This window comes from Rhodospirillaceae bacterium, assembly GCA_002728255.1.
In the GTDB taxonomy this organism is placed as follows: domain Bacteria; phylum Pseudomonadota; class Alphaproteobacteria; order UBA7887; family UBA7887.
On record PBWV01000019.1, the window covers coordinates 1 to 9,994 of the forward strand.

A 9,994-nucleotide genomic window follows, 5' to 3' on the forward strand; every position below is an offset into this window, starting at 1 on the left:
GGGGCTTTAAGCTGCCCAGCAATCCTGTTGCCCTTGTAAAGAAACCCAAAGAAAACAAGCCAAGAGATCGAAGGCTCGTTGAGGGGGAATACGAACGATTGGTCCAGGAGTGTGGAAGAAGAAACAATCACTGGTTCAAACCTCTTGTAGTGGTGGCTCTGGAAACCGGAATGAGACGAGGAGAATTACTTTCTCTGGAATGGAGACACGTACATCTGGATAAGAACTGGGCACACCTGCCCCTGACCAAGAACGGAGAAGAGAGAAATCTTCCCCTCTCCCAGAAGGCTTGTGAAGAACTCCAGGCTCTCCCAAGAGATATCTCCGGAGTTGTCTTTCCTATTTCGACTAGTGCCCTGAGAGGACTCTGGGATAGATCTATGAAAAGAGCTGATCTACAAGATCTTCATTTCCATGACCTGAGACACGAAGCTACCAGCAGGTTCTTTGAGCTAGGTCTGAATGTTGTGGAAGTAGCAGCAATAACAGGCCACAAGGATTTAAAGATGCTGCAGAGGTATACCCATCTCAGGGCAGAGGATTTAGCTAGGAAGTTACGGTAGAAAAAAAGGGGTTAGTAACGTCTTTAGTTAGGTTCTAATCCTGTTATTTATGTGGCCACGTATGGGAAAGTGCAGAATCAGGCTCTATTGCCCTATTTTCCGTGTGAGATTAAAATTTATCTGTGCCTAACTAACTGTTTCACCCATCTTTAACCAAACCATTTTGCGTTTCTCTCGGTTTTCTGACATTCTGAGCCAATATTGTATTCTGAGTACAAATAGTAATTGCGCGATTATACCCATGTGCCCTACCACTTGGATCCACACCGGTACAGTGCTAATAGCCTAATGCCCAAGGAGGCAGCACAAACCTATGAATATATATCTTCACGAAAATGACCTCCCAAAAGACCTTAAATTTTCCGGAACTATAGCGGTTGACACGGAAACCACCGGGTTGAACCTAAAGCGCGATCGGCTATGTTTAGTCCAACTTTCCAGTGGTGATGGAAGCGCCCACCTTATTCGCTTTTCAAACCAAGGCTATGCTGCTCCAAACCTTTCGGCTTTGCTCCAAAACCCCGACAGTGAAAAAATATTCCACTTTGCTCGTTTCGATGTCGCGGTCCTCTTCGAGCATCTCAGGGTTTGGTGTGAGCCCGTATATTGTACAAAGATAGCCTCCAAGATTGCTAGAACCTATACCGATAGGCATGGCCTCAAAGATTTGTGCCGGGAGCTCCTAGGCCAAGACCTCTCCAAGGCACAACAGAGTTCTGATTGGGGAGCAGAAATCCTGTCCGCAGAGCAGAAAGCATATGCTGCTCACGACGTGCTTCACCTCCACGAACTTAGAAAACAATTGAATTTAATGCTTGAACGCGAGGGAAGAAAATCTCTAGCTTTGGAGTGCTTTTCTTTTATTAAAACCCGCGCAAAATTAGACCTAGCAGGCTGGGGAGCCAGCGATATTTTTTCCCACTAACAGGGCCTATTTATATTCTGAGTGTCGATTGATTTATTCTAGTCATTCGCGCATTATTTGGACTACAGCGATGATGTAATGGTTATGGTCAACCTTTCCAGATAAGGATCGCTGCGGGTCATTATTTATAACAAGTTATCTGAGAATAAATACTGCGGATACTACCATAATTATGAACAATGACACTGGCACAAGTCCCAAAGAAAAGCCTGATGATCTATCGATAGGCCGGCGAGTTTTAGAGAACGAGGCCCGGGCGCTCGAGAATTTATCCTCCTCCCTCGGCCCAAGCTTCATAGCTGCAGTCGAAGCTTTGTCAGCCGCTAAAGGGCGGGTTGTCATTACTGGCATGGGTAAGAGTGGTCACATAGGACGTAAAATAGCAGCTACCATGGCATCCACTGGAACACCCTCATTGTTTGTCCATCCGGCTGAAGCGAGCCATGGGGACCTTGGCATGATCACACGAGATGATATCGTTATTGCCCTATCTAATTCGGGAGAAACTACCGAACTCAACGATATAGTCCAATACACCAAAAGATTTAATATAACTCTGATCACTGTTATCGGGCGGGGAGGTACCTCCCTGGAATCAAATTCCGACATATCCATGGTGTTGCCCGACTCGCCGGAAGCGTGCCCCCTTGGCCTTGCTCCTACTACCTCTACAACAATGACCCTAGCACTTGGGGATGCTTTGGCTGTGGCACTCTTGGAAAGGGCATCATTTTCGCCTTCGATGTTTCAAGAACTCCATCCGGGGGGGAGTCTTGGACATCATTTAGTGACAGTTAAGGACATTATGCACCACGGCAACGAAATGCCACTTGTAGAGAGTGGGCTTTTGGTTTCGGATGCCATTCTAGTTATGACAGCTAAGGCCTTTGGTTGTGTTGGGGTTATTGATAACCGGGGTCACCTGAACGGGATTATCACAGATGGCGACCTACGAAGAAATATGGCCTCTGATTTGCTAAGGCTCCAAGTGGAGATGATAATGACCCCGTCCCCCAAAACAATACTTCCAAACGCACTGGCCGCCGAAGCCGTGTGGACCATGAACCAAAACTCAATCACTAGCTTATTCGTCGCAGAAAATAGCAAGCCACTTGGTATACTTCATATGCATGATTGTCTGCGCGCAGCTGTAGCGTGAGTGGGAAGACACCCGAAATCAGCCAACCTCGAGAGGGTGACATAGCTCCTGAAAGCAAAAGATTTCTGAGAAGATGGCATGGACGATATCTCGGAATCGACCAAATTCGGGTGCAGTTTGAAAATCAGAAGCAGGCCAGAGCACTAAAGTGGCTTTTGCCGATGATCGCCCTAACTATAGTTGGCATAATAACTTTTGCCTGGATCAATCCGACAACTAAGTCCTTTCGATTGGATTATGCTACCCGACATATGGATTTTTCAGGACAGGACGAAATGTTGCGACCTCAATTTCTAGGCGTAGACGATAAGCAGCAGCGCTATACCGTCACCGCTGAAGTCGCAATGCGCCCTGAGAGAGGGCACCAACAGGTGTTCCTGATGAAACCCGCCGCAGACATCACCTTAGCTAATGGAGATTGGTTGACACTTAAAGCCGAGCAAGGCATCTATGACGGAGAGACCAAAACCCTAGAACTGCAGGGAGCTGTGAGCATGTATGTGGACAATGGTTTCGAAATGCATACGGAAAAGGTGGAGTTTGACCTCGCTCAGGGTAGCGCTCATGGGGATGAGCCAGTCCTTAGCCAGAGCCCTTGGGGCATCCTCAAAGCCAATGGTTTCCAATACTCACCTGATGGCCAAGTCTTTCTGTTCTCCGGCCGTCCTGTTCTTTTGCTGCACGGACACCAAGAAGTCGGAATAAAATGACCTTTAACGGAAAAATATTGGGGCTGGTGGGGCTTTACGTTTTTCACTTCCACGCCAATCTGGACACCTCCTACGCTCAATTTGAGAGTGACTCAGCCGCACCCATTGAAATTGTTGCAGATTCGATGGAATGGCTAAATGAGGAAAAAATAGCAATAGCGAGAGGGAATGCCGACGCTGTACAGGGTCGGTACACCCTCAGCGCTCATGTTTTAATTGCCCATATCGCCGATGAGCCGAATGGTAACCAAGAACCAAACTCGCAAATCAGCCTCATTGAGGCTGAGGGCGACGTGTTATTAATCACGCCAAATGAAAAAGCACGCGGGAGTATAGGCATATACGATGTGCGGAATAAAACCGCAGTCCTCACAGGGAGTGTAGTGCTCACTCAGGGCGAGAATGTACTTCACGGGGAACGGCTAACCATGGACTTAAATACAGGGCACAGCCGGCTTGAAGGCGCGACGGGGCCCACAGACCCGACAGACGATGGGCGCGTGAAAGCTATTTTCAATCCCGAAAATGTGAATGAACCCCAATAGAAAACTTTGGCGTAAACCAATATGAGCGACCTTTTCGGCCTTCGGCAACATATTACTGACGGAATTATGAACAACGAAGAAACCCCGCTAGCTGCGGAAAATCAAGGACTAGTCGCCCAACACATTGGAAAATCATATAAAAAGCGACCCGCCCTCCGAGACGTGAGCTTGCACGTGCAACGCGGTGAAGCCGTGGGACTTCTTGGACCCAATGGCGCAGGTAAAACTACATGCTTTTATGTAATCACTGGCCTGGTTTCCGCTGATTACGGGAATGTATTATTGGATGGACATGATATTACTTCCTTGCCAATGTATCGTCGGGCTAGAGTGGGGATTGGTTACCTGCCCCAGGAAGCCTCCATTTTCCGCGGCATGTCTGTAGAAGACAATATTCGGGCAGTTCTGGAAGTAGTCGAACCAGTCAGGGACAAGAGAGAGGCTCTACTAGACGATTTGCTCACGGAATTCTCCGTAAATCACCTTAGACGAACACCCGCCCTCGCGCTGTCTGGTGGAGAGCGCCGCCGAGTCGAAATCGCAAGAGCACTTGCGTCTCAACCAAGCTTTATGCTTCTTGATGAACCCTTAGCGGGCATAGACCCAATTGCAGTTGGAGAGATACGAACATTGGTCTCCCACCTGAGAGACCGGGGAATCGGCGTTTTAATAACTGAACACAATGTCCAAGAAACATTAAAAATAGTAGATCGTGCCTATATTTTGCATGAAGGAAAATTACTTATGGAAGGCTCGCCAACCGAAATAGTTGCCGACGAGGGCGTACGGAAGGTGTACCTTGGCGAGCGCTTCCGCCTCTAGATGGCTTAAAAGCGCATAAAAACCTGCTAGGCGACGCAGAGATTTGCACCACAAATATTGCTAGATCAAAAAAAGCCTACAAACTTAAATTAAAAACCCTCGAGGCCACTTAGAAAATATGCCAATCGATACAATAATCTCTCCAGAAGCTATAGTCCCCCTGCTCAGAGGAACAAGTGAACGTAGCGTAACCTCCACCCTGGCAAAAAAAGCCAGCAACGTCATTGAGATAGATAGCAGTCAAATGTCTGATGCCATACGGAGCCAAACCCCAAGTGCTCTGCAACACCTATCAACGGGCGCAGCCATACTGCACATTACCCTACCCAACCAAAAGACCCCGCGTGCTGTCTTCGCTCGGCTAGCCACCCGCGTGGAATTCACGACAGCTAAGGACGAGCCATTTGATTTGATTTTACTCCTTGTTACCGGGGAATCTAAAAACAACCAGCATCTCCAACTCTTGGCTGAAATATCTCGCTTGTTTCGCGATAGATCTCTCTGCGATAAACTCCGCGGAAGCACAACGTCTGATGCCATTTATGCGCTCCTCACAGGCCGCTCAAGTTAAAACGCGCGCAAATAAATATTATAAGAGATAGTATTATGCCATTATCATCCCTCAAGAAACTTTTAGGTAGAAATAAAGCATCAAAGCTCCTGCTGTCCCGTTAACCGAAATTAGATTAGGGGTGCGGAACCCCGGCGGCTGCGTTTTCTAGTCAGCAACCTCCGAAAGAGAGTTAGTCTATTCGATGGTAAAAAAGAGGAACAATAAGGATGGCAAGTAACCTCCTTCTCGTGACAGGACTATCTGGAGCTGGCAAAAGTACAGTCTTAAACGTCTTAGAAGACTTGCAATATGAAGTAGTTGATAACCTTCCTATTCGACTCCTTCACTCTTTCGTGGACGGCAGCAAAGACGGGGCCAAGCTAGCAGTAGGGGTCGATTCGCGCAGCAGAGGATTTTCAATTAAAACCTTTTTGGCTGCGGTGCGAAGCATTCAGACTACCCGGAGCATCCAGCTCAAAATCATTTTCCTGACCAGCGACAGCGATGTTCTCCGTTTGAGATTCACTGAAACACGCCGGCGTCACCCCTTAGCCGTTGACCGACCCGTAGTAGATGGGATCGCACTCGAGCTGCAAATGATGGAACCTCTAAAAACACAAGCTGACTACATCTTCGATACGACCCACCTATCTATCGCAGCCCTGCGCCAGCTAGTCGAGGGTCAGTTTCTGGTGGGCCATCCCGCCCCAATAACCATTAGCGTTGTCTCTTTCGCTTTTCGGCTAGGTCTTCCCCGCGAGGCAGATCTTGTATTTGACGTCCGTTTTTTAAGGAATCCGTACTATGTAGAAGCACTACGTGAATTTAGTGGGTTAGATGAAAAGGTTTGCCACTATATCAGCTCTGACCCCGCCTATTCCCAGTTTTTTTGCCGGATGCACAAGATGTTGCAACCCTTGCTACCCCTTTACAAAAATGAAGGCAAACGCTACCTCACTATCGCTATAGGGTGCACGGGCGGCCGCCATCGGTCTGTGATGGTTGCAGAAAAACTTGGAGCGCAACTGATCCGGGAGGAATACGAGGCAACAGTTCGGCACAGAGATCTCGCTTTGTCAGGCTAAAATATGATAGTTTCAACCCTAATGATTAGACTACACGGCTTATTTTGTGGCCACTGCTACATAATGGTCCCACCTCCACTAATTTCATCAAACTTTCTAAAACCGTAGGATTAACGCAAATGCCGAAAACCATAGATTACAAAGTGGCTGACTTATCTCTTGCTGATTGGGGCCATAAAGAAATTGAGATTGCTCAAGCGGAGATGCCTGGTCTAATGGCCATAAGAGAAGAGTACCGAGGACAGGAGCCCCTAAAGGGGGCGCGGATTGCCGGCTGTCTACATATGACAATACAAACAGCCGTCCTTATAGAAACACTGAAAGACCTAGGTGCCGACCTGAGGTGGAGCTCTTGCAATATTTTTTCTACTCAAGACCATGCAGCCGCCGCAGTAGCAGATTTAGGAGTGCCGGTATTCGCCTGGAAAGGCGAATCAGAAGAAGAATTTTGGTGGTGCATTGAACAAACTATCAGTGGCCCAAACAACTGGACCCCCAACATGATTTTAGATGACGGGGGAGATCTGACTAAATTGATGCACGAGAAATACCCTACCCTACTAACAAAGGTAAAAGGGATCTCCGAAGAAACAACAACCGGTGTCCATCGACTATATGAAATGGAGCATGATGGCTCCTTAAAGGTTCCAGCGTTTAATGTTAATGATTCCGTAACTAAGTCTAAGTTCGACAACCTATATGGCTGCCGAGAGAGCTTAGTAGACGGAATTCGGCGAGCTACAGATGTTATGTTATCTGGAAAGGTAGCTGTGGTATGCGGTTATGGCGGGGTCGGAAAAGGCTCAGCCGAATCTCTTCGATCGGCTGGCGCTCGGGTCCTCGTTACTGAGATTGACCCCATTTGCGCCCTGCAAGCAGCGATGGAGGGATACGAGGTTGTAGACATGAGTGCCGCTGCGGGCCAAGGAGATATCTTCGTAACTGCAACTGGGAATGTGGACGTGATTACTCTCGACCACATGCGCGAGATGAAAGATTTGGCGATAATTTGTAATATTGGCCACTTCGACTCGGAAATCCAAATTGATTCTCTATCAAACCTTGAATGGACGGAAATAAAGCCTCAAGTCGATCAGGTGACTTTTCCTGACGGGAAACGACTAATAGTGCTAGCGCAAGGACGCTTGGTAAATCTAGGCTGCGCCACTGGGCACCCTAGTTTTGTTATGAGTGCGTCCTTTACCAACCAGGTATTAGCCCAAATTGAACTCTGGACTAACTCAGATAATTATGAGCCCAAAGTATACATTCTGCCCAAACATTTAGATGAAAAAGTCGCTCTTTTACACCTTGAGAAAGTGGGGGCAGTCTTAACTACATTATCTGAGAAGCAAGCAGACTACATAGGTGTCGCTCAAGCAGGACCATTTAAGCCGGCTCATTACCGATATTAATACTATAGGCGACAAATTTGGAAAGACAGGTCTACACTAATGAACGCATTGTTAGACCTGTCACTCCCTAACTTAAAGGCAACAAGGAAGTTGGCTGATACATTGGCCCCCTTGCTGCACCCGGGCGACGTGGTGACATTGGAAGGCTGTATCGGCACTGGGAAAACAACCTTCATTCGCGCGTTACTAGAAACGTTAGGTTGTATCGAAGAGGTGCCCAGCCCAACATTTAATTTACTACATACTTATGAGCTCGGCTCCGTAACTTTCTGGCATTTTGATCTATTTAGAATAGAGCGTTTGTCTGATGTATATGAACTAGGGGTAGAAGATGCGCTCGAAAATGGCATCTGTCTTATTGAGTGGCCAAAAATTATGGCCACGATTCTTCCAACAAAACGACTGGAACTCGAGTTTTTTTACCAGGAAGATTGCTCTCGGAAGGTATTGTTAAGATGCGACGGAGCCTGGAAGCAACGCCTGCACAAAGTTGGGATCCATTTGAATGAGTAGGGCAAAAGAGCAAAAGGAGTTTCTCCAATCACAAGGCCTCACTCAGTCGAATCAAACAATTTTGGCGGCAGATGCGTCCTTCCGGACCTATTACAGAATACAGAAAGATGGCAAGTCTTGGGTGCTAATGGATGCTCCTCCAGCCAAAGAAAGTACTCAGGAATTTATCGCAATTGCCAAATATTTACGTGGCATTGGGATAAACGCTCCACAAATTTTTGGAGAGGACGCGGAGAATGGTTTCTTATTGATCGAGGACTTTGGCGACCAAAAGTTTAGTACAATATTAGAAATCTCCAACCATGAAGAGGAACACAGACTGTACGGCGCTGCCATTTCCCTTCTACTTGCGCTGCAAAACTCCTCGCCCCCATCGTGGCTCCCCCGTTACACAACTGAAATTCTTATGGAAGAAGTCGGTCTTTTCATTAATTGGTTTTGGCCGATGGCAAAACTTTCCCCCATAACTACCTCAGCACTTAAAGAATATCGGGAGGCATGGAAAAATGTCCTAGCCACCACCGACACTCTAGGAAACGTCGTGGTATTACGCGACTTTCACGTCGATAACTTGATGTGGATAACTAATCGCACAGGACCCAAGCAGATAGGCATCTTGGATTTCCAAGATGCTTTATCCGGATCACCAATTTATGACTTAGTGTCACTTCTCGAAGACGTTAGGCGGGATGTTCGCAAAGATTTGGTCCATGATCTAAAAAACCAGTACCTTGCATCCTGCAAACTGGCACCTGATGAGTTTGAATACGTCTATGCTGCTTTGAGCGCACAACGCAACACGAAAATTCTTGGTATTTTTACCCGGCTTTGGAGGAGGGATGGCAAAAGCCAGTATTTGGAGCTTTTGCCACGGACATGGCGGCTTCTTGACCACAGCTTAAAAAACCCGGCCTTATCTACCCTCCAGAAGTGGTTTGGGGAACATTTCCCGCAAAGCACCAGAGCCTTAAGGCATAGTGGCACCTTGTGAAAAACGAGCCAATGAACGCAATGATTCTCGCAGCCGGCCTTGGCTTGCGAATGCGCCCCTTAACAAACGTTACTCCGAAGCCGCTCCTAGAAGTGGGTGGAATAACGATGATTGATAGAATGTTAGCTCACTTAAAAAGAGGGGGAATTAAGACCATTGTGATCAACACCCATTATCTAGCGGAAAAAGTTGTGGATCATCTCAGAAAAAAAATCGGGTTTCACATAAAGCTCGTGCACGAGGCACAACTCCTCGACACGGGTGGAGGAGTAGCAAATGCCTTGCCAACCCTCAATGGCGAATCATTCATAGTAGCAAACAGTGATGTAGTTATTATAAGTGGCAAAAAACCTCTAATAACCAGGATGATTGAAGCCTGGGATCCGACACGAATGGATGCATTACTCCTAGTTCAGCCCTTCACTAAATCTTTCGGTTTCAGTGGTCAGGGAGACTTCCACATGAACGTCAACGGACTACTAAAACGGGAAGTTAAACCATCTTCGGCCCCATTCGTATTTACGGGCGTACAAATACTGAAAAGAAGCTTGTTCCATTCTCTTCCCATAGGGGCATTTTCACTAAACTTGTTGTATGATCGGGCCCAGAAAAACGAAACTCTCTTTGGCCTGGTCCATGATAGCCATTGGTTACATGTGGGAACTCCTGAAGCCTTAGGAAATGCCCAAGCTTACCTTAGGGACCTGAAATGA

General features: G+C 47.2%; 12 protein-coding genes. All 12 read left to right on the forward strand.

The window, feature by feature from the left end:
- Positions 1–563: integrase (locus CMM32_04460; GenBank protein ID MBT06152.1), on the forward strand; the 563-nt coding region annotated here is incomplete at its 5' end.
- A 313-nt stretch (positions 564–876) separates the two neighbouring features.
- Positions 877–1,488, forward strand: a complete 612-nt coding sequence (locus CMM32_04465; protein ID MBT06153.1) for a ribonuclease D — start codon at positions 877–879, stop codon at positions 1,486–1,488.
- Positions 1,489–1,660: 172 nt separating this feature from the next.
- On the forward strand, positions 1,661–2,647 hold the full coding sequence (locus CMM32_04470; protein MBT06154.1) for a KpsF/GutQ family sugar-phosphate isomerase: 987 nt from the start codon (positions 1,661–1,663) through the stop codon (positions 2,645–2,647).
- On the forward strand, positions 2,644–3,357 hold the full coding sequence (locus tag CMM32_04475) for a hypothetical protein (protein MBT06155.1): 714 nt from the start codon (positions 2,644–2,646) through the stop codon (positions 3,355–3,357). Before CMM32_04470 ends, CMM32_04475 begins: the two co-directional genes overlap by 4 nt.
- Complete coding sequence (locus tag CMM32_04480; protein MBT06156.1) at positions 3,354–3,902, forward strand: organic solvent tolerance protein OstA; 549 nt, start codon at positions 3,354–3,356, stop codon at positions 3,900–3,902. The genes CMM32_04475 and CMM32_04480 overlap by 4 nt, the downstream gene beginning before the upstream one ends.
- Before the next feature lie 66 nt (positions 3,903–3,968).
- Positions 3,969–4,724: an LPS export ABC transporter ATP-binding protein gene (gene lptB / locus CMM32_04485; protein ID MBT06157.1), complete on the forward strand. Its 756-nt coding sequence runs from the start codon at positions 3,969–3,971 to the stop codon at positions 4,722–4,724.
- Positions 4,725–4,842: 118 nt separating this feature from the next.
- The gene (locus CMM32_04490; GenBank protein ID MBT06158.1) at positions 4,843–5,295 is read left to right on the forward strand and encodes a hypothetical protein; all 453 of its coding nucleotides are present in this window, start codon (positions 4,843–4,845) and stop codon (positions 5,293–5,295) included.
- A 209-nt stretch (positions 5,296–5,504) separates the two neighbouring features.
- The gene (locus CMM32_04495) at positions 5,505–6,362 is read left to right on the forward strand and encodes an RNase adapter RapZ (protein MBT06159.1); all 858 of its coding nucleotides are present in this window, start codon (positions 5,505–5,507) and stop codon (positions 6,360–6,362) included.
- A gap of 119 nt (positions 6,363–6,481) precedes the next feature.
- Positions 6,482–7,777 (forward strand): adenosylhomocysteinase, encoded by a 1,296-nt coding sequence (locus tag CMM32_04500; protein ID MBT06160.1) that lies wholly within the window; start codon positions 6,482–6,484, stop codon positions 7,775–7,777.
- Between the two features lie 39 nt (positions 7,778–7,816).
- A complete protein-coding gene (locus tag CMM32_04505; protein ID MBT06161.1) occupies positions 7,817–8,290 on the forward strand; it encodes a tRNA (adenosine(37)-N6)-threonylcarbamoyltransferase complex ATPase subunit type 1 TsaE in 474 nt (157 codons plus the stop codon).
- Positions 8,283–9,281: an aminoglycoside phosphotransferase gene (locus tag CMM32_04510; GenBank protein MBT06162.1), complete on the forward strand. Its 999-nt coding sequence runs from the start codon at positions 8,283–8,285 to the stop codon at positions 9,279–9,281. The genes CMM32_04505 and CMM32_04510 overlap by 8 nt, the downstream gene beginning before the upstream one ends.
- Positions 9,282–9,292: 11 nt before the next feature.
- Positions 9,293–9,994, forward strand: coding sequence for a mannose-1-phosphate guanylyltransferase (locus tag CMM32_04515; GenBank protein ID MBT06163.1), 702 nt, complete (start codon positions 9,293–9,295; stop codon positions 9,992–9,994).

Coding starts and splice junctions, on each gene's coding strand:
- CMM32_04465 (MBT06153.1), top strand. CDS start 877: ATGAATATATATCTTCACGAAAATGACCTCCCAAAAGACCTTAAATTT.
- CMM32_04470 (MBT06154.1), top strand. CDS start 1,661: ATGAACAATGACACTGGCACAAGTCCCAAAGAAAAGCCTGATGATCTA.
- CMM32_04480 (MBT06156.1), top strand. CDS start 3,354: ATGACCTTTAACGGAAAAATATTGGGGCTGGTGGGGCTTTACGTTTTT.
- lptB (MBT06157.1), top strand. CDS start 3,969: ATGAACAACGAAGAAACCCCGCTAGCTGCGGAAAATCAAGGACTAGTC.
- CMM32_04490 (MBT06158.1), top strand. CDS start 4,843: ATGCCAATCGATACAATAATCTCTCCAGAAGCTATAGTCCCCCTGCTC.
- CMM32_04495 (MBT06159.1), top strand. CDS start 5,505: ATGGCAAGTAACCTCCTTCTCGTGACAGGACTATCTGGAGCTGGCAAA.
- CMM32_04500 (MBT06160.1), top strand. CDS start 6,482: ATGCCGAAAACCATAGATTACAAAGTGGCTGACTTATCTCTTGCTGAT.
- CMM32_04505 (MBT06161.1), top strand. CDS start 7,817: ATGAACGCATTGTTAGACCTGTCACTCCCTAACTTAAAGGCAACAAGG.
- CMM32_04510 (MBT06162.1), top strand. CDS start 8,283: ATGAGTAGGGCAAAAGAGCAAAAGGAGTTTCTCCAATCACAAGGCCTC.
- CMM32_04515 (MBT06163.1), top strand. CDS start 9,293: ATGAACGCAATGATTCTCGCAGCCGGCCTTGGCTTGCGAATGCGCCCC.